A 20720-nucleotide genomic window follows, 5' to 3' on the forward strand; every position below is an offset into this window, starting at 1 on the left:
TGTTGCCGTGAACGATGTAGTAAGGGGGAGTACAACCGGCGGAAAAACACAAGCAAATAGTGGCCTTTGGTGCGCTGGAGCATGGGCAACTATCAATCGAAAAAGCAATCCATAATTTTACTCAAATTAGAACGGTGATAGCGACAGCTTCATAAGAGCAGCATCTGTTCGCTTCTGTTTATGAAATACAGGTTGGTAATAAAAATAAAATCGTCGCTTTGTGTCTTGCTTAATTCTGTGTGAGCGTGTGACATGCGAAAATAAATTGGGTTTTGACAGGAAGATCGGTTTGTTAGTTTGCTGGATAAACTTATTATTTGTACAATTTTGCGCATATTTATATTTTTTTTTATTTAGCCCTACGTGTATATCCCTAGAGTTTATGGCTTTTGAAGACCAAGTGTTGTGGCAGTTATTTCGGGCGGGCGATAGGCAGGCATTAGGCCAGTTGGCCGAACGGTATTATCGCATGCTGAAACACTATGGCTTAAAATTCATGGTCGATGAAGCTATCGTTGACGATTGTATTCAGGAATTATACCTACAGCTATGGCAAAATCGCCTACAGATTAATGAAACAGAATCTGTAAAACACTATCTGTTAAAGTCAATTCGGCATCATATATTATACCACCTACGGTTGCAGAAACGATTGCAGTGCGAGGAATTGGATTGGGATCTGTCACTTGCCGAGGATACAGACACGGAAACCCTGATGATTCGCCAGGAAACGTTGGTCGGTTTGACCAGAACGATACAGGAACAGATGGCTACGCTACCAGCTCGCGAACGGGAAGCCTTGTACCTGCGCTATTACGAAGATCTTTCCATACCTGAGATTGCCGAGGTGATGAATGTCAATCGTCAATCCGTCTCCAACTTTCTGCAAAAAGCCCTGAACAAGCTACGTAACCGATGGCTCGTTCACCTATTTCTGACTATTTGTACTTTTTTGTAAAAAAATTTTCATTGAGAAGGGTATCGTGGAGGTAGAACTTCATACTATCAATAAATATAGTAGAAAAGTACCAATGCAAAGCTTACCCAGCGATCCTACAACTGTTGATGACTTCCTCGAAAACGACGCCTTTCGGACGTGGATTCGGGAACAGCGCTCCGAAGACAGGGTGTATTGGCAACATTGGTTAAGCCAACATCCGGAGAAAAGGGATCTGTATGAGCAGGCGGTGGCTACGATGCTGGTACTTCAGGGAAAAAAGATTGCGCTTTCGGATCAGCATGTACACGAAGCCAGAAAGAAAATTCTAGGTCAACTTGTTCCGCCGACTGCCCAGGTGAAACCTTTGTTGACCTGGCATTGGGGACGATGGGCTGCCGCAGCCGCAGTGGTTATCGCAATGATCTGGTGGCAAGCGGGTAATTCTGGGATCGGTTCTCTGATGGGAATTGAGAAACAGGCAGAGCCGCTGGCCGAAAAGAGTAGCTGGCAAATTGTAAAGAATACCACGGGATTGCCCCTCGTCGTGTTGCTGCCGGATAATTCTTCCGTACTGCTGTCGTCGGGTAGTCAGCTACGTTACGCTAAACAAGGTAAGCAAACGGTGCGCGAAGTATACCTTCAGGGAGAAGGATTCTTTGAGGTTACCAAAAATCCCGCCAAGCCTTTCGTTGTTTATACGGCAAACCTGACTACTAAGGTACTAGGAACCAGCTTTCAAGTGCGTGCTTTTGAAAAGGAGAAAGGTACCTACGTAAAAGTAAAGACAGGTAAAGTCTCGGTTACGCCAGTCGAATCGCCTGACCAAACGGTACTGCTGACAAAGAATGAACAGCTCAGTTTGGAAACCAAAACCGATAAACTGGTCAAGCAAGATATCATTCCAGCGAAAGAACATTCGCCCGGTATTATCAATCAGGAATTTACATTCGAGTTTGCTCCCGTGGCTGACATTTTTGCGCAACTGGAATCCAGCTACAACATGCCGATACGGTATGATCGGCATCTGCTTGCCAAATGCACATTTACCGGTCAACTCAACGACGCTCCTTTTCTGGAGAAAATTCGACTAATTTGTCTAACAATTGAGTCGACATTCGAAGTCGTTGACGGTCAGGTCTTCATTCACAGTAACGGTTGTCATTAATTCCTTTCTAAACCCTTAATCAATCTGGCATTCTATGGTCTGAAAACTATCCTTTTTTAACAAAAAAAGCGATAGTGCTTCCAACACTATCGCTCAAATGTCCGCAAATGTGTCTGATACACACATTACCTCTTCAATCAGAAGACGGACTTGGTTTTTTGTCATTTCTTCCAAAAACAACAAAAACGCATAAATGTATGCATTACCGTTTCATCAGTCGCAATGTTTGGATCAGGATTATGAAAATTTCGAGCCTGCAACTCTTACTTGCACTTTCCCTGGCCAACATAAGCCTTGCTCTTGATGCCAAGGCCCAGGAATTTCTAAGCCGGCGGGTCAGTCTATCTGCTCAAAATGAGGATATCGAAGTAACGATCAGACGAATTGAAAGACAGGCGAAAGTGCAATTCTTGTTTAGCCGGGAAATCATTCAATCGAAGCGAAAAATCAACTACCAGGCAAAAAATGAGCAGCTATCGCTGGTGTTGGATCATATCCTGACGCCCCTCAGTTTAAGCTATGAAGTGGTTGGTCAACAGATTGTGATAAAAAGAGAGTCGATGCCTGCGAACACGCAGCAGGATAAGACCTCGGGTATGATAAACTCAGACCAAGCCCAAGATATCCAGGTAGCGGGCCGGGTCATCGGAGAAAATGGCGAAGGTTTACCCGGCGTCAATATTCAGATAAAGTCGACCCAGCGCGGAACGACAACCGACGGAAACGGTGCGTACCGGATTAGTGTCCCTGATCGGAACGCTGTACTGGTTTTCTCTTTCATTGGCTACGCTACTCAGGAAGTAACTGTTGGTTCGCAATCGACGGTTAATGTTACGCTGGTAAATGATGACAAAACACTCAATGAAGTAGTGGTTGTCGGCTACGGCACGCAGCGCAAGCGCGATGTTACAGGTTCGGTCGTTTCGGTCAACGAAACAACCCTGAAAGAAGTACCAGCGCCTAACCTGGTCAACCAGCTGAAAGGTCGGGCAGCGGGGGTAACCATCGTCAGTAATAGTTCTACGCCTGGTTCGCAGGGACAGATTCGGATTCGGGGTAACCGCACGCTGACGACCAACCAGCAGGGTAGCGATGGCCTGGATGGTCCGTTGGTGGTTGTTGACGGGATTCCGTACGGTGGTCTGAACGACATCAACCCGGATGATATTGCGAGTCTGGAAATCCTGAAGGATGCGTCGGCTACCGCTATTTACGGATCGCGCGGATCGGGCGGGGTTATCCTGATTACAACTAAGCGGGGTAAAATCGGTAAGCCAGTATTTAGTTATGATGGCTATCACGGAGTAACTACCGCAATGGGCAAATTCAACGTGATGAACGGTCCGGAGTACGCTCAGTTTAAAGATGATGCGGCTAAATACAACCGCACCAGCCCCGGTACAACGGCTTATCCACTGACGCAAAAAGAAAAGGACGCGCTGGCGGCTGGTATCTCTACCGACTGGCAGGATCTGCTCTACAAACCGGGGTTTAATACCAATCACCAGCTGAGTCTGGCGGGTGGCGTTGAAAATACGCAGTATTCGTTGGGCCTGGGCTATTTCAACGAGACAGGTATCATTCCAAGTCAGAAGTTTGAACGCTACACCATTCGGGCGACAATCGACCAACGTATCGGTAAGCGAATCAAGGTTGGCTTGAACACGCTGAATACCCTAACTTATACGAACACACCGGGTGGTAGTGGTATTCCGGGTGGTCTGGTTCGGATAACGCCCTTGGCAGCGCCTTATAATGCTGACGGTACGGTAAACTTGTTCCCTGCGGAAGGCTCTATCGATGCGGCTTCAATTAGCCCGTTGACGATTATCACCAAAAAAGATTCGTACCTGGGTCGTACTCGTTCACTGCGGACCTTCAATAGCCTGTACGCGGAAGTAAACATCCTGCCGGGATTGCGGTACCGGATGAACGCCGGGTTGAATTTCAGCCAGTCGAACTACAATGGCTACGGTGGACCGCTAACTTATTTCAATAACGCGACAGTTCAGTCGTCGTCTACGGCCGAGATCAACAACACCGAATACTGGGACATCAACCTCCAGCACTTGCTGTATTACGACAAGACGATTGGCAAGCATAAATTCGGCGTTACCGGGCTGTACGAAATCACCAAAAACCATACACTGGGTAGCCGATTTACGATTACGGGGGTTCCAGCTGATTACATTAAAACGTCTAACTTCTCGCTGGCTTCCGGCACACCAGTCGCCAATTCAGACTTTGGTAATACGTTCTCGGAGCTTGGTTTGCTTTCGTACATGGGCCGCGTGAACTACAGCTACAACGACCGCTACCTGTTGACCCTGACGTTAAGACGTGATGGATCGTCTACATTGTCGCCCGGTAACCAATACTTTAATTACCCCGCTATCGGCGCAGGCTGGAATGTAATCGAGGAGAACTTCATGAAAAGTGTACCGGCTATCTCAAACCTGAAATTGCGGGGTAGCTGGGGTTTATCGGGTAACCGGAACGTAGGAGCATACGCGACATTGGGCGCGCTATCGGCGGGTTATTACAACTTCGGTACCGGAACCGCCGGACAGCAACTGGCGTACACGGTTACAAGCTTACCGGCAACGGGTCTTGGCTGGCAGTCGACCTCACAGGTTGATTTAGGGATTGACTTCGGTTTCCTGGATAACCGGATTACGGGTTCGGTCGACTGGTATCACCAACAGACGAAAGACATCCTTTTGTCCGTACCGCTGCCACCAAGCAATGGCGCTGGTTCGACGTTGAAAAACCTGGGCCGGACGGAAGGCAAAGGGCTGGAGACAGCGCTGACGTTCGATATTTTCCGGAACCCGAAAGGCTTCAACTGGAGTGCGGACCTGACGTATTTCTTTAACCGCGAAAAAATTACGCAGCTCACGACACCAGCCGAACAGGCGAATCTCGGTGCAGGCTGGTTTGTTGGACAACCGCTTTCGGTCATCTACGATTACAAAAAAATAGGTATCTGGCAGACATCAGACAAGGAAAACGGAACGCTGGCCAAACAAACGTCACCAACTCAGTTTCCCGGCCAGATCAGAGTAGAGGATCTTAACGGCGATGGTAAAATCGATGCTTCTGATCGCCAGATTCTCGGTAATTTCCAGCCCAATTGGGAGGGAGGTTTAACCAATCGGTTCAGCTTCAAAAACTTCGATCTGTCGATTGTAACCTTTGCCCGCATGGGGATGAAAGTAATCGTGCCTTACCTGACGGGTAACTCGACAGGTTCGGGCGGTTTCGCCTTCTACAACCAGGGCCGGGTGAATCAGGTGAAAACCGATTACTGGACGGAAACAAACCCAACCAATGCATTCCCAGCCCCCGATGCTGGTGCCGCAGTAGCCTGGTTTGGTTCCACGTTAGGCTACTACGACGGTTCGTTTATCAAAGTCAGAAGCATAAACCTGGGCTATACCTTTAGCAGTACGTTAATTCGGAAAATTGGGATGAATTCGGCCCGCGTTTATTTCAATGCAACGAACCCACTGATCCTGTACTCTCCACTGGTTAGCCAGAAGCTTGCCATCGATCCGGAAGGAAACAGCTATGCGAGTGGTCAGTCGACGCTGAACCCGCAGGGAGCCAGCGATCGTGGAACACCAGAACGTCAGATCGCCGTAAACCTCAACAACCCGCCGGTACGGCAATTCACGCTTGGGGTAAATCTTAAATTCTAACCTTGACAGCTATCATGAAAGCAATAAAAGTTGGCGTCGTGCTTGGCCTTACGGCTATACTGAGCACGGGTTGCGAAAAAATATTACAGGAGAATCCTCAATCCCAAATTGTTCCGTCTTACTTCAACAGTCCATCCGGCGTATTGGGTGGGATAGCCGGTGTCTACAACGACATCCGGGGCCAGTGGGGAACCGAAGGGTTTACCGTAGAGATGCAGGCGGGCACCGACGAGTTTTTGCAGGGAGCCAGCAGCGGAGGAGTACCACCTTACACGTACAATGGCCTAAACAGCAGCAACTTCGGATCGGCCTGGGGCGTTGCGTTCCAGGATATCAATACGCTCAATGGGGTACTCAAATACGGTCAGACGATTGATTTGCCCGAAGCGACCCGGAAACAATACCTGGCCCAAGCTAAGTTTTTGCGGGGGTTCTGGTATTTTTATCTCGTACAAACCTGGGGCGACGTACCACTGAGTACGGAGTTCATCACAACGCCTTCGCAGGCTGCTTCCCGCCAATCAGCCGCTCAGGTGTATGAGCTGATAATTAAGGACCTGACCGAAGCGGCTGCCGATCTGCCCAACACACCGACGGCCCCGTTCCTCGGAAAAGCTGCTACCAAGCCCGTCGCGCAGCTACTGCTGGCTAAGGCGTATCTGACTCGTGGCTGGCTAAACAACACCGCTTCGGATTTTACGCAGGCGGCTAGCCTCTGCGCCGACATTATTGCTAACAAATCAACGTACGGCCTCGATCTATGGCAGGATTACGGTGATGCATTTGTGCCGGCTAACGATTACGGAAAAGAAACCATGTTTGTCAGCGATCACGTACTCGATCCAAAATTTGGTTACTATACCGTGGGTGCAGCAGCCGGTGGCGGTGCGGCCCAGAACCTATCGCCCTGGTTTACGAACTGGAACTACCCAAATAACAGCGGTATCAATTCCTTTAAAAGTGCTGCGGGTGCTTACGTAAACAGTGGTACTTCGCTGATGCTCCGGGATTCGCAGTACGGACGTCCTTACACCCGTATGCGGCCAAACAGCTACAAATGGCCATCAGGTGCCAATGCGGGCAAAAACTACTTCCTGGATCAGGCATTTACCAAACGGGATGTCGATTCGCGGTTTATTAATTCGTTCTATACGGTTTATATTTCAAATACGGCTGTCACGAATACGGCTACGGCAGCCAACAACAAACGCGGGATCAGCTACACAACCGTAGTGGGAGCGGATACGGCTATTTGGTTACCCGATTACGAAGTGGAAGGTGCGCCCCAATTTGTTGGTACAAGACCCTTCAAAGGAATCGTAGTGCCGCCTAGCTTATGGGATAACGGGATTTTCCCCGCGTTGAAGAAGTTCATGGATCCTAGCCGGGGGGCAAACTTCAACGATCCCTCGACCCGCCCCTGTGTGCTGTATCGCTTTGCCGATGTGTACCTGACGGGTGCTGAGGCTTACCTGAAAGCTGGTGACCCGACCAAAGCAGCTTCCCTGCTAAATACGGTCAGACAACGGGCTGCTTACCGAAAAACGGCTACGGCGGCTCAGAATGCAGCCGCAGCAACGGCCATGACCATCACGGCAAACGATGTAACCGTCGATTTTATCCTGGATGAGCGTACTCGCGAACTGTTTGGCGAGTGGCAACGGTGGCATGATCTGGTTCGTACCCGTTCGCTGGTTCGTCGCGTGAAAGCGTGGAATCCGGAAGCAGCTCCTTATGTTCAGGATTTTCACATGCTCCGGCCTATCCCCCAAACGCAGATCGACCGCGTTGTCGAGGGACCTTCATTTCCGCAGAATCCGGGTTATTAATCGTTAGAAGCGAACGCGTACAAAGAGGTATAAGAGCAAGTATATTCTTATACCTCTTTGGCTTCAAAGAAAGTGTTTAAAAGTGCTTAGGTACGATGATGAAACTGTTTCTTTGCTTTTTCTTGCTGATTATCCAAACGGCTGGTTATTCTCAAACGAAACCAACGCTGAAACTTTGGTATAACAAACCCGCCGGTCAAACCTGGGAAAATGCCTTGCCCATCGGTAATGGCCGACTCGGAGCGATGGTGTACGGGAATGTAGCCCGAGAAACTATTCAACTGAACGAACAGACCGTTTGGTCGGGCAGCCCGAACCGGAACGATAACCCCGACGCGCTGGCCGCTTTGCCCCAGGTTCGGCAGTTGATTTTTGAGGGAAAGCAGAAAGAAGCGGAGCAATTAGCCAATAAGCTCATTATCACAAAAAAATCCCACGGGCAAATGTTTCAGCCTGTCGGGAATCTCAATCTTACCTTCGATGGGCATGATAAGGTAATGGACTATTACCGCGAACTGAACATCGAACGGGCTATTGCCAAAACAACGTACGCGGTTGGAGACGTAACCTACACACGGGAAGTCCTGACCTCGTTTCCTGATAACGTATTAGTAGTAAGATTAACGGCCAGTAAGCCTGGCAAGCTGTCGTTTTCTGCTTCTTTTTCCACCCAACAGAAGTCATCAGAAATTGCGGTTACCTCCGCTAAGGACCTCACCCTTGCCGGTACTACGTCCGATCATGAAGGCGTAAAAGGCATGGTGAGGTTCAAAAGTATTGCCCGGGTTAAAACCGAAGGGGGGACGCTTGCGGCTAGTGATTCGTCGCTGACCGTGAGCGGTGCCAATGCGGCTACCATCTACTTAGCTATTGCCACTAATTTTACTTCCTATAAAGACCTCAGCGGCAATGAAAACGCACGGGTGGCTGCTTTCCTGGATAAAGCTTATCCCAAGTCATTCGCTTCGATTGTATCGTCCCACGTTTCCGCGTATCAGCACTATTTTAACCGGGTTCGGTTCGATTTGGGAACCACGGAACCACGTTCGGCTGATGCGGCCAAACTACCTACCGATGAACGGCTGAGCAATTTCCGGTCGGTCGATGATCCACAACTGGTAACGCTTTATTACCAGTACAGTCGTTATCTGCTGATTTCATCTTCTCAGCCGGGTCGCGATGGCGTAGCGGGGCAGCCAGCCAACTTACAGGGTATATGGAACAACAAAATGCGCCCGCCCTGGGACAGCAAATACACCATCAACATCAACGCCCAAATGAATTACTGGCCCGCTGAACGGACCAATCTGGCCGAACTCCATGAACCGTTTCTGCGCATGGTTCAGGAACTGTCGGAAACAGGGCAGGAAACGGCAAAAGTCATGTACGGGGCCAGGGGTTGGATGGCCCACCACAACACCGACATCTGGCGAATCACTGGCCCTGTTGACGGTGCGCTCTGGGGAATGTGGATTGCCGGTGGCGGCTGGACTAGTCAGCACCTGTGGGAGCATTACCTTTACAATGGCGACAAGGCTTACTTGACCTCGGTGTACCCTGTCCTGAAGGGAGCGGCCTTGTTTTACGTAGACTATCTTGTCGAACATCCAAAATATCACTGGCTGGTGGTCAATCCAGGTACTTCGCCCGAAAATGCGCCGAGTGCCCACGGTGGCTCGTCACTCGATGCGGGCACAACGATGGACAATCAAATTGCCTTCGACGTATTTAGTACCGCCATTCGAGCCGCCGAAATCTTAAAGAAAGACGCTTCTTTCGTTGATACATTAAGACAAATGCGGAGTAAACTTCCGCCTATGCACGTCGGTCAGTACGGTCAATTGCAGGAATGGCTCGAAGATATTGACGATCCTAATGACAAACACCGCCACATCTCGCACCTGTATGGGTTGTTTCCCTCTAATCAGATTTCACCCTATCGGACACCAGAATTATACGCTGCCGCCAACACATCGCTTGTTCATCGGGGCGATGTATCAACGGGTTGGAGCATGGGCTGGAAAGTAAACTGGTGGGCGCGATTACAGGATGGTAATCATGCCTTTACGCTTATCAAAAACCAGCTGACTCCATTGGGTGTCAACAAGGATGGGGGAGGGACATATAATAATCTGTTCGATGCGCACCCGCCGTTTCAGATTGATGGCAACTTTGGTTGTACGTCAGGTATTACGGAAATGCTGCTGCAAAGTGCCGACGGGAGTCTACACCTATTACCCGCGTTGCCCGATGTGTGGCAGCAGGGAAGTATCAGCGGTTTGCGGGCACGCGGTGGTTTCGAAGTCGTTGATATGCAGTGGAAAGCGGGCAAGCTGACGAAATTATCTGTTAAATCCACTATTGGCGGTAACCTACGATTGCGGGTGCCCAATGCCCTGAAAAGCAGCCTTGGGGAATCATTAACAACTGCATCCGGGCAAAACTCTAACCCATTCTATTACGTCGAAGATACGCCTACTCCGATTGTATCACCCCAGGCTAGTAAGCCAGCGTTGGCTCTTAAAGAAACCTTGCTTTACGATATGCCTACGCAAGCGGGAAAAGTGTACACGTTGGTAAGCCGGTAACCACTTTTTTTGACAGGATTTACAAGATTAACAGCCGGGCCGCCGGGCGGATATATCGGATAAAAAATCATGTCAATCCTGTAAATCCTGTCGAGAAAAACACAAAAAACGCATGAAAAAATACTTCCTCGCTAGTGCCTTAATTGCATCGCTAATTGGATCAGCACCTGATACGTCCGCCCAGACTACGCTGGTCAACCCCATCCTGACAGGTTTTTATCCGGATCCCAGCATCGTGAAGGTTGGAATGGATTACTACCTGGTTAACTCGACGTTTTCGTATTTCCCCGGTCTGCCAATCATGCACAGTAAAGACCTGAAAAACTGGAAGCAGATCGGCAATGTGATCGACCGTCCCGAACAGATGGACTTTATGGGTGAGCGTCTGACCCGAGGTCTGTTTGCGCCGGGTATCAGCTACAATAAGGGCACGTTCTACGTCACCTGTACCGACATCGACCACGATGGTAACTTTGTTGTTACGGCTAAAAATCCCGCCGGGCCGTGGAGTAACCCCGTGAAGATTCCGCAGGTGAAAGGCATCGACCCGTCCATCTATTTTGATGAAAGCACGGGCAAAGCCTACATCATTTACAACAGCGACGCACCGGACCGGAAACCCCTGTATTCAGGCCATCGCACGATCCGGATGTATGAGTTCGACCCAGTTAAACTAACGGTGATCGGCGAAGAAAAACAGCTGGTTAATGGGGGCGTGGATCTGTCGAAGAAGCCCGTCTGGATTGAAGGACCACACATCATGAAACGCAACGGCTGGTACTACCTCTACGCGGCCGAAGGCGGTACGTCGGTCAACCACTCTGAAGTGATTTTACGGAGTAAAGACGTTTGGGGGCCTTACGTGCCGTTCGAAGGGAATCCAATCCTGACGCAGCGGGGATTACCGGCGGATCGCAAAGATCCCATTACGTCGGCGGGCCACGCGCAGTTTGTGAACGGGCCGGATGGCAAGATGTACTGTATTTTCCTGGCCGTCAGACCCTACGAGGGCGATTATTACAACACGGGTCGCGAGACGTTCATTGCGCCCGTAACCTGGCAAAACGACTGGCCGATGATCGAGCATGGCGAAAAAGCCATTGCCTACAGCTATCCGGTTGATTACAAGGAAGTCAAGCAAAAGGGCGCCCTGCCGCAGTCGGGCAATTTCGCCTACACGCTGACTTTTGACAAAGGACTGGACCCGGCGCTTCTGTTCATGCGCACCCACGACAAAAACGCGTATTCTCTCTCGAAAAAAGATGGGTTGACGCTGAAACTGAAACCCGAAACAGTGATGGAGATGGGCAACCCGGCTTTTATCGGGAAGCGCCAGCAGCACCTCAACAGCATCGCCGAAACCGAGCTGACGTTCAACCCGAAATCAGACAAGGAAAAGGCCGGACTCATCGTTTTACAGGACGAAGGCCACTTCTATTTTCTGTGTAAATCGCAGTCGCAGGGGAAAGATGTGCTGCAACTATACAAGAGCGTTCCCCGCGAAAAAACGATGGAACTGTTGACGGAGGCACCACTGGATGCAAAGGCCGGTAAAGTCGGTTTTCGTATTACGTCACAAGGCGATACATATAGCTTTTACACCTCAACCGATGCCAAAAACTGGACGCTGCTAAAAGACAAAGTGGATGGCAAGTTTCTGAGCACGAAAGTGTCTGGTGGTTTCATTGGCTGTGTGTACGGGATGTATGCTACGTCGTCGGGTGAACCAACGACCAACGCGGCTTCCTTCCAACACCTGAAGTATCAGGGCAACGATTCGATGCTGAAGCAATAGTTGACTTTACTATTTTTTGTCATCCCGAGGAACGAGGGATCTTCGCGCGGTCCAGGAAAACTTCTCGCGCGAAGATCCCTCGTTCCTCGGGATGACAAACAGGCCCGTTACCCAATAGCGGTACGATCGTCAGGACGATAAACCCTAAGAACGTAGCGCTTATGATTAGATACAGTTTCTATGTTTACATCGTTACCAATACCGAAAAAACGGTACTGTATACGGGTATGACAAATGATTTGGTCCGACGGTTACAGGAGCATTATGAATCGCGCGGGCAACCAAAGAAGTTCGCAGGCAGATATTATTGCCATCGTCTGGTTTATTGGGAGCATCATCGATACATCCACAATGCGATTTCGCGTGAAAAGGAAATCAAAGGTTGGCGGAGGGAGAAGAAAGAAGAATTAATCAATTCAATGAATCCCGATTGGCGGTTCCTGGATGAAATTTAGTCATGATAACGAGCCGGCTTTTTATCATAGCGCTTATTTTGTCATCCTTCCTGTCGTCAGGATGACAAAATAATACGGATAGTCAACAAGGCGTTGGTTAAATTGGTGATAAAAACGAATTATTTACCTTGAAGAAGAACGTAGTATTTGTTGCTCTCCTGAGTCTGTTCGGCGGCATAGCCTCCGCGCAGATGCAGTCGTTTCCGATGCAAGACGTGAAGCTGACGGGGGGCGCGTTTAAACAAGCGCAGGACGTTGACCTGACGTATATGCTGGCGCTTAATCCCGATAAACTGCTGGCGCCTTACCTGATCGATGCCGGATTGCCGCTCAAAGCCAGCCGCTACGGTAACTGGGAAAGCTCCGGTCTGGATGGCCACATCGCCGGGCATTACCTATCGGCGCTGGCCATGATGCATGCTTCGACGGGCAATGCCGAGGTGAAGAAACGGCTCGATTACATGATTTCCGAACTGGCACGCTGTCAGACCAAAAACGGAAACGGCTATGTAGGCGGCATTCCGCAGGGGAAAGTATTCTGGGAGCGGGTTCACAAAGGCGACATCGATGGCAGTAGCTTCGGACTGAACAATACGTGGGTACCGCTTTACAACATCCACAAGCTGTTCGCGGGGCTGCGCGATGCCTATGAATACGCGGGAAATGCGCAGGCGAAACAGGTGCTGATCGGCTTGGGCGACTGGTTCATCGACCTCATCAAACCCCTTTCCGACGAGCAGATTCAACAGGTACTCCGGACCGAACATGGCGGTATTAACGAGACCTTCGCTGACCTGTACATCCTGACCAAAGATAAAAAATACCTCGAAACGGCTCAACGACTATCGCACCGGGCACTGCTGAATCCGCTGATTGATAAGCAGGATAAACTGACCGGACTTCATGCCAACACGCAGATTCCGAAAGTTATCGGGTATGAAAAAATTGCCAGCCTCACCGGTAAAACCGATTGGTCGGATGCTGCTGAGTTTTTCTGGCAAACCGTGGCGCAGAAGCGGAGCGTAGCATTCGGGGGCAACAGCGTGCGGGAGCATTTCAACCCAACGAACGATTTCATTTCCATGCTGAAATCGAATCAGGGCCCCGAAACCTGCAATTCGTTTAACATGCTGCGGCTAAGCAAAGCCCTGTTTTTGGATAAGAATGATCCTGGTTATCTGGACTTTTACGAACGGACGCTCTACAACCACATCCTATCGACGCAGCACCCGGAGAAAGGTGGTTTTGTGTACTTCACACCCATCCGCCCGAATCACTACCGGGTGTATTCGCAGCCGGAAACCAGCATGTGGTGCTGCGTGGGGTCGGGGCTAGAAAATCACACCAAATACGGTGAACTGATTTACAGCCATTCGGCCAATGATCTGTTCGTCAATCTGTTTATCTCGTCTACGCTGAATTGGCCGGATAAGAAAATCCAGCTGGTGCAGAAAACGGAGTTCCCGAACCAGAACCAGTCTGACATGACGCTGAAACTGGCTAGGCCCCAGACCTTTGGACTAAACATCCGGCAGCCGAAATGGGCGGAAAATTTTACGGTTCTGGTCAACGGAGAAGCGCAGAAAATGGACAGTAAACCCTCCGGCTACGTAACGGTTAACCGAAAGTGGAAAACGGGTGATAAACTGACCGTTCGGTTCACAACGTCCACGCAATTGGAATACCTGCCCGATGGCTCCAACTGGGCTGCTTTTGTGCATGGTCCGATTGTTTTAGCCGCCAAGACATCGACTAAGGATCTGGATGGACTGTTTGCCGACGATAGCCGTATGGGTCACGAAACGCACGGCCCGCTTTACCCGCTCGACAAGGCGTACGCACTGATCGGTAATCCCGATACGTATCGGTCCCGAATCAAACCGGTCGATAGGTTGACGTTCCAACTGGATTCGCTGACACTGCAACCGTTCTACGCCATCCACGACGCCCGCTACCAGATGTATTTTCAGACCTTTACGCAGGCGGCCTACGATGAGCAGAAAGCGCGGATGAAGGAACTGGAAGCTACGGCTCTGGCGCTTGACGCGAAAACGGTCGACAAGATCAACTGTGGGGAGCAGCAACCCGAAGTCGATCACGCATTCAAAGGTGAGAAAACAGACTCGGGCTACGATGATGAGCGTTTCTGGCGTCGTACTCGTTCGGCAATGTCATATGAATTGCAAAATAAGGACAAGACCGGTAAATTTCTTGACATCAGTGCTTTAGACCCTATACGTACAACAGATGTCAGCTTTCTAATAAATGATAAGCCCGCTGAACCAATTGCTGCTGACGGGAAAACTATTCGGCTAAAAGCGGTCGATGACGCAGTAATGACGCTAAAAATTATCGCTAATGACGGGAAACCAACTCCACGGTTTTCGCAGATAAGGCTGATTAATCAGAATTAAAGAACGTTGATTATAAGCAAAACTTGATGCTAAACTAAAAAGTGTCAAATTGACACAGTTAGTGGTGGAGTGCTGTTTTACGACAGGATTAACAGGATGTATCGGACGAAAAAATACATTCTGTTAATTCTGTAAATCCTGTCGAAGAAAAATTTAAAAATGTATGAAAAAATCAACTGTAAAATGGCTCCTGGGATTGTTCATTCTGTTCATCGGCGAGGTGGCGCAGGCGCAATCAAACTTCAGTAGCAAGGTCATTGGAATAGGTGTAGTCGTTGCCGACCTCGACCGCTCGCTGGACTTTTACGTGAACGGCATCGGCATGGTCAAAACAGGCAGCTTTACAATCAATGAAGACTTCGGCAAGCGCTCCGGCCTGACGAATGGCGTACCGGTGAATGTCACGATGCTAAAGCTGGAAAACAGCCCCGACGCTACAGACTGGAAGCTGATGAGCTTTGGTAGCAAACCTTCTCATCCGAAACCAAAATACATTCAGGACGATACAGGGATGCAGTACATTACCCTTCAGGTGAAAGCCCTGAAACCCATTATCGACCGGCTCAAACAAATGAACGTGCCATTTCTGGGTAGTACGCCAACGCCCCTGAATGCCAAATCGCACTTCGTATTTGTGCAGGACCCCGACGGAACATTCATTGAGCTGATTGGACCGTTGGAGTGATCGAATAAACAACTATATGAAAGCTATTCTACTTCGGTCTGGTTTGCTGTCACTTCTTTTGATGCTGATCCAATTTTCAGTAATCGCCCAGTCCGCCCACAATCCTATCATTCATGCTGACGTACCCGATTTGTCGATGATCCGGGTAGGGAATACGTATTACATGAGTAGTACGACCATGCACATGAGTCCAGGACTGCCGATTATGAAATCAACGGACTTGGTCAACTGGAAGCTGATTGGCTACGCGTATAATACGTTGGCAGATATGGACGAGCTGAACCTGACCAACGGCAAGAGTACCTACGGACGAGGTTCGTGGGCCAGCAGTCTACGGTACCATAACGGAACGTATTACGTTACGACGTTTGCCCAAACCACGGGGAAGACTTATATATACACGACAAAAGACATTGAAAAAGGCCCCTGGAAAGAGGTGTCTTTCAAGCCGTCGTACCACGACCACAGCCTGTTTTTCGATGATGACGGCCGGGTCTACCTGATCTACGGCGCGGGTAAGCTCCATATACTGGAACTTACCGCCGACGCTTCCGCCGTAAAGCCGGGTACCGAACGGGTCCTGATTGAGAATGCCAGTACGCCATCGGGCACGCAGGGTGGTCTGCCCGCTGAGGGTTCGCAACTGTTCAAGGTGAACGGCAAGTACTACCTTTTCAATATCACCTGGCCCAAAGGCGGTATGCGAACGGTGGTCATTCACCGGGCCGTTAACCTGGCGGGACCCTGGGAAGGGCGGGTGGCGCTTCAGGATCTGGGCGTGGCGCAGGGAGGACTGATCGATACACCCGATGGCAAATGGTACTCGTACCTGTTCCGGGATTTTGGGGGCGTAGGACGGATTCCGTACCTAGTTCCGGTTACGTGGGAAGACGGCTGGCCGGTGCTGGGTGTGAACGGGAAAGTACTAGAAACGCTTGATCTGCCCGCCAATAAAAGCCTGATTCCAGGTATTGTGGATTCCGACGAGTTTACCCGCAAAAAAGGGGAGGCCGCGCTCCCGCTGGTCTGGCAGTGGAACCATAACCCCGACAACAAACTTTGGTCCGTCAACGACCGGAAAGGGTATCTGCGACTCAAAACGGGACGGATCGATACGTCGTTTGTGCAGGCTCGCAATACCCTCACCCAACGAACCATCGGCCCCGAATCGACCGGAGCGACCGCCCTCGACGTAACGAGCCTGAAAGACGGGGACTTTGCCGGACTAAGCCTGTTGCAGAAAAACTACGGACTAATGGGCGTAAAGCGGGAAAATGGAGAAAACGCTATTGTGATGGTGAGCGCCAGTTCGGGGAAGCCGGTGGAGGTTCAGCGTGTGCCGCTTAGTCAGAAAACGGTGTATCTCAAGGCCGAATGCGATTTCAAGGACCGGAAAGATACCGCTCTGTTCTACTACAGCCTCGATAACAAAACCTGGACCCGCATCGGTGAACCGCTGAAGATGCCTTACACGCTGCCGCATTTTATGGGCTACCGGTTTGGACTCTTTACCTACGCCACCCAGCAAGCCGGTGGCTACGCCGACTTCGATTACTTCCGCATCAGCAACACGATTTCACGGACCGCACAAAACTAACGCTACCCCAAACCCTGCTTTCTGCGCCTTATGGGAAAGATTTTCACAACCGCTACGCTACTCCTGACCTTCCTGTTGCTGAGCCTGACCGGATCAGCCCAGGACAAAAACTTTTACATTTTCCTCTGTTTCGGGCAGTCCAACATGGAGGGGAACGCCAAAATTGAACCGCAGGATACGGTCAATGTGAACCCACGGTTTCAGGTAATGGAAGCCGTCGATTGCCCCGCGCTCAACCGGACGAAAGGGAATTGGTATACGGCTGTTCCGCCACTTTGCCGCTGCCGAACCGGTCTCACACCCGCCGATTATTTTGGCCGCGAATTGGTGGCGAACCTTCCCGAAAAAGTCCGGGTGGGTGTCATCAACGTCGCGGTAGGTGGCTGCAAAATCGAGCTGTTCGACAAGGATCATTACGAGGCTTACACGGTCGATGTGCCGGGGTGGATGAAGAACATGATCAAGGAGTACGACGGTAACCCCTACGGCCGACTGGTCGAGATGGCGAAACTGGCGCAGAAAGATGGCGTGATCAAAGGTATTCTGCTGCACCAGGGCGAGTCGAATACAGGCGATACGCTGTGGACGCAAAAGGTGAAAGTCGTTTATGACAACCTGATGCACGACCTGAACCTGAAACCCAAAAAAGTGCCGCTGCTGGCGGGCGAAACGGTCAACGCGGATCAGGAAGGGAAATGCGCCAGCATGAACAAAATCATTGCCACGCTCCCACAAACCATTAAAAACGCGCACGTCATCTCGTCGGCGGGCTGTACGGATTCTGCCGATAATTTGCACTTCAATGCCGCTGGCTATCGGGAATTAGGAAAACGCTATGCCGCAACTATGCTGAATTTGTTGGGCCATAAAATGGCCCAGTGAATTCCAACATTTTCTGTCATCCCGACGCAGGAGGGATCTTCTGTAAATGGGTATTTTATTGGCTACATCCGAAGATCCCTCCTGCCGTCGGGATGACAGAAAACAAGTTAGAAATCGCCGTTTAAAGGTAAAATAGCATCTCCTGAAAATGAGTAATCTACTTCGATCTAAAGCACCATTAAAAAACGCCAGGACTGCTTTTTTAAGCTTATTAATTGCTTGTCCGCTAGTCGTAAAATCGCAGGAAATCATGCCTTTGTATCCGGGTGCTATTCCGAACGAAAAGGCGACAAGCGTGCAGGAAACCTACACGTCGGGGATGTACAAAAACGTCTCGAAACCCACGCTGGAAGTGTATTTGCCCGCCAAAGAAAAGGCTACGGGTACGGCGGTCGTTATCATTCCTGGTGGAGGGTATGGGGTGGTGGTGTATCAGGGTGAGGGTATAAGCATCGCCAAGGCTTTTGCCGAAAAAGGGGTGACCGCGTTCATTCTAAAATACCGTCTGCCCAGCGATGCCATCATGCCCGACAAGAAAATCGGTCCCTTGCAGGATGCGCAGCAGGCCATAAAGGTGGTACGCGAAAATGCCGAAAAATGGAATGTCGACAAAGCCAGGATTGGCGTCATCGGATTTTCGGCGGGGGGGCATCTGGCATCTACGGCAGCTACGCATTTTGAAAAATCATACATCGAAAACGGCCAGAATACCAGTCTTCGTCCTGATTTTCAAATTCTGGTGTATCCGGTTATCAGTATGCAGGACAGCCTGACGCACGGGGGCTCGCACGACAACTTGCTGGGTAAAAATCCGTCGCGGCAGGACGTCGAGCTATTTTCGAACGAGTTGCAGGTTCGGGCCAATACGCCACCCACCTACCTGACCCACGCGGCCGACGACAAACTGGTCGATGTTGACAACAGCATTGTTTATTTCGAAAAACTGAGACATCTGAAGGTGCCAGTTGAAATGCATATCTATCCCAAAGGTGATCACGGGTTTATTTTCCGTCATCCCGGTTGGATGGAGCCCCTGTTTGCCTGGATGAAACAGAATAAATGGATGAACGAGTAACCCACAGCCTAAATTCAAATGACGATGAATCATCCCTTTTTCAGGTGCTTGTTCACGGTTGGCGCCCTGCTTTGCGTTTTTAGCGCAGCTTATACGCAACCAACCCCGGCAAAAGTAGAAGGTGGTCTGGTGCAGGGAACGTCTGAAGATGGCCTGACCGTTTTCCGGGGCATCCCGTTTGCGGCCCCGCCCGTCGGGGAATTACGCTGGAAGGCTCCGCAGCCCGTCGCCAGGTGGGAGGGGGTGCGCGAAACGAAAAAATTTGCCTCTGCGCCCGTACAAGGGGGTAATCCACCATCGGGAAAAAGTGAAGATTGCCTGTACCTGAATGTGTGGAGTCCGGCGAAATCGGCTGGTGAACGTCTGCCGGTGCTGGTCTGGATTTACGGGGGTGGGTTCAGCTTCGGCGCTACGTCGGAACCGAGCTACAGCGGGGAGAACCTAGCGAAGAAAGGCGTTGTGCTGGTCAGCATTGCCTACCGGGTTGGTCCGCTTGGCTTTCTGGCGCACCCGGAATTAAGCAACGAAACTGCGCAGCACGTCTCCGGAAATTACGGGCTGCTCGACATGATCGCCGGTCTTCAATGGGTCCAGAAAAATATTGCCGCGTTCGGGGGCGATCCGGGCAAAGTAACCATTTTCGGCGAGTCGGCGGGGGGCATTGCCGTTAGTATGCTTTGTGCTTCTCCGCTGGCGAAAGGGCTATTTCACGGAGCGATTTCGCAGAGCGGAGGTTCGTTCGGCCCATCCCGACCGACGACGTATCCGGGCGAGAACATGAAGAGTCTTCGTCAGGCCGAAAAGGAAGGTGAAGCCTATGCCCAGAAAGCTGGCGCGTCGTCGCTGGTGGAGTTGCGCAAAATGGATGCCGATAAACTGCCGGGCGGCTGGGGCGTGGGCTCGGCCTGGCCCATTGTCGATGGCTACGTCGTTCCAGACGATCAGTCCAAGCTGTACGAAGCCGGAAAATATAACCACGTACCGGTGTTGGTCGGCTATAATTCTGACGAAGGAGCCAGCTTTAGCCCGCCAAAAACCCCGCAGGAATACATCGAGAGTACTAAAAAGCGGTACGGAAAATTTGCTGATGATCTGCTGAAAGCGTATCCGGTTGGGGAAAGCAACGTACCGAAAACCGCCCGGGATCTGATGCGCGACGCGGCCTTTGGCTGGCAGACCTGGAGTTGGGCCAGACTTCAGGCCAAAACCAGCAAGGCGAAGGTGTTCTACTACTATTTCGACCAGCATCCCGACTACCCCGCCGATTCACCCAAAGCGGGGTCCGGCTCAGGACATGGTCTGGAGGTTTCGTACGTATTCGAACATCTCAACCCGTCGAATCCGCAAACGACCAAAACCGATCTGGCGATTTCGAATGCGATGGGTACCTACTGGACCAATTTTGCCAAATACGGCGACCCCAATGGCAAGGGCGTTCCAAAGTGGCCGGTTTTTAGCCAGGCTAGCCCCACGGTGTTGTATTTCAGTCAGACACCGCACACCGGCCCGGTTCCCGATGCCGCATCTCTGGAGGTGCTGAACCGGTATTTCGAGTGGCGACGCACCCCCGAAGGCGAAGCCTGGGCCAAGTAAT

General features: G+C 50.7%; 13 protein-coding genes. All 13 read left to right on the forward strand.

Features of this window, described 5'->3' with window-relative positions; genetic code table 11:
* The first annotated feature begins 382 nt into the window (after window positions 1–382).
* A complete protein-coding gene (locus LQ777_RS27230) occupies window positions 383–958 on the forward strand; it encodes an RNA polymerase sigma factor (RefSeq protein WP_232563587.1) in 576 nt (191 codons plus the stop codon).
* Window positions 959–1031: 73 nt separating this feature from the next.
* Window positions 1032–2105, forward strand: a complete 1074-nt coding sequence (locus tag LQ777_RS27235) for a FecR family protein (RefSeq protein ID WP_232563588.1) — start codon at window positions 1032–1034, stop codon at window positions 2103–2105.
* Window positions 2106–2344: 239 nt separating this feature from the next.
* On the forward strand, window positions 2345–5806 hold the full coding sequence (locus LQ777_RS27240) for a TonB-dependent receptor (protein ID WP_425276969.1): 3462 nt from the start codon (window positions 2345–2347) through the stop codon (window positions 5804–5806).
* A 14-nt stretch (window positions 5807–5820) separates the two neighbouring features.
* The gene (locus LQ777_RS27245; protein ID WP_232563590.1) at window positions 5821–7635 is read left to right on the forward strand and encodes a RagB/SusD family nutrient uptake outer membrane protein; all 1815 of its coding nucleotides are present in this window, start codon (window positions 5821–5823) and stop codon (window positions 7633–7635) included.
* A 98-nt stretch (window positions 7636–7733) separates the two neighbouring features.
* The gene (locus tag LQ777_RS27250) at window positions 7734–10223 is read left to right on the forward strand and encodes a glycoside hydrolase family 95 protein (protein WP_232563635.1); all 2490 of its coding nucleotides are present in this window, start codon (window positions 7734–7736) and stop codon (window positions 10221–10223) included.
* A gap of 112 nt (window positions 10224–10335) precedes the next feature.
* Window positions 10336–12018, forward strand: a complete 1683-nt coding sequence (locus LQ777_RS27255) for a glycoside hydrolase family 43 protein (protein ID WP_232563591.1) — start codon at window positions 10336–10338, stop codon at window positions 12016–12018.
* Window positions 12019–12179: 161 nt separating this feature from the next.
* Entirely contained in the window at window positions 12180–12473 is a 294-nt protein-coding gene (locus LQ777_RS27260) for a GIY-YIG nuclease family protein (protein WP_232563592.1), read from the forward strand.
* Between the two features lie 191 nt (window positions 12474–12664).
* Entirely contained in the window at window positions 12665–14887 is a 2223-nt protein-coding gene (locus tag LQ777_RS27265; RefSeq protein WP_425276970.1) for a glycoside hydrolase family 127 protein, read from the forward strand.
* 163 nt (window positions 14888–15050) lie between these two features.
* On the forward strand, window positions 15051–15572 hold the full coding sequence (locus tag LQ777_RS27270) for a VOC family protein (RefSeq protein ID WP_232563594.1): 522 nt from the start codon (window positions 15051–15053) through the stop codon (window positions 15570–15572).
* A gap of 16 nt (window positions 15573–15588) precedes the next feature.
* Window positions 15589–17169, forward strand: a complete 1581-nt coding sequence (locus LQ777_RS27275; RefSeq protein ID WP_232563595.1) for a glycoside hydrolase family 43 protein — start codon at window positions 15589–15591, stop codon at window positions 17167–17169.
* A gap of 30 nt (window positions 17170–17199) precedes the next feature.
* A complete protein-coding gene (locus tag LQ777_RS27280) occupies window positions 17200–18051 on the forward strand; it encodes a sialate O-acetylesterase (RefSeq protein WP_232563596.1) in 852 nt (283 codons plus the stop codon).
* 250 nt (window positions 18052–18301) lie between these two features.
* Complete coding sequence (locus LQ777_RS27285) at window positions 18302–19126, forward strand: alpha/beta hydrolase (protein ID WP_232563597.1); 825 nt, start codon at window positions 18302–18304, stop codon at window positions 19124–19126.
* A 24-nt stretch (window positions 19127–19150) separates the two neighbouring features.
* Entirely contained in the window at window positions 19151–20719 is a 1569-nt protein-coding gene (locus LQ777_RS27290; protein WP_232563598.1) for a carboxylesterase/lipase family protein, read from the forward strand.
* Window position 20720 lies beyond the last annotated feature (1 nt).

This window comes from Spirosoma oryzicola, assembly GCF_021233055.1.
Lineage (GTDB): Bacteria > Bacteroidota > Bacteroidia > Cytophagales > Spirosomataceae > Spirosoma > Spirosoma oryzicola.